Origin of the sequence: Faecalicatena contorta (assembly GCF_021531995.1) — a bacterium.
In the GTDB taxonomy this organism is placed as follows: domain Bacteria; phylum Bacillota; class Clostridia; order Lachnospirales; family Lachnospiraceae; genus Dorea_A; species Dorea_A contorta_A.
Genome location: NZ_JAFBIZ010000279.1, coordinates 1 through 728, shown reverse-complemented (window position 1 = coordinate 728; position 728 = coordinate 1). Strand labels below are relative to the sequence as shown.

1 protein-coding gene is annotated in these 728 nt (G+C 34.5%); it reads left to right on the top strand.

What is annotated here, in order from left to right; translation table 11 throughout:
* Positions 1–54 precede the first annotated feature (54 nt).
* A partial coding sequence (locus JQM82_RS15930; RefSeq protein WP_235251398.1) for a hypothetical protein occupies positions 55–728 on the top strand: 674 nt, incomplete at its 3' end.

The following is a 728-nucleotide window of genomic DNA, read 5'->3' as shown; positions in this document are numbered from 1 at the left end:
ATATACAATAATTTCACATACATGTAGAATTATATTGTGGAAAAGGAGTGTATCATGGGAAAGAAGCGAAACTTTTTTGAGGCATTTATGGCCTATCAACATTATTTAAAAGGAAAAGAAGATGTTAAAGTAAATGAGCAACCCACATGGAGTGAAGATGATTCAGAAGAAAAAGTGAATAATGAGAGGAAGAAGCTTGAATGGCAAATGTGTAAGTTGGTAGCTGACATGACAGCTCTGTATGATTATATAACGGAGATAAGCGGCTTTAAGGAATCGGTAACAAGTGATATTCAGTTAATTAATGACTTATGGTTATATACGATAACAAAACTTATACAGCTAGGACGAAGTGCTTCCTTTGAAGTTGAAGATATAGCACAGAGTCTTATGGATAAACTAGAAATTGCACATCCAATTTCGGTTTCAGAACATTTAGATAATATGCAGTGGAATGAGTTATATAGAACATATATTGCGAGTGGCTTTGGAGAGGGACTTGTATATCCAGGGCTTTTTTGGGAATTGTTGGCTTCTATGAATGGTAGAGCTAAAGATGGTAATGATGATGTTACCATATCTTTTGTAAAGCAATATATAGAATTCTTAAGAATGCTTGGAAGGTATTTACAGTTATGTGATTTGAATGGAGAGTATGAAGAGTTAACTCAGGTGTATATTAATGAATTGCTGGACAAACAAAGGCGGATAGGTGAGGGGATAGATAG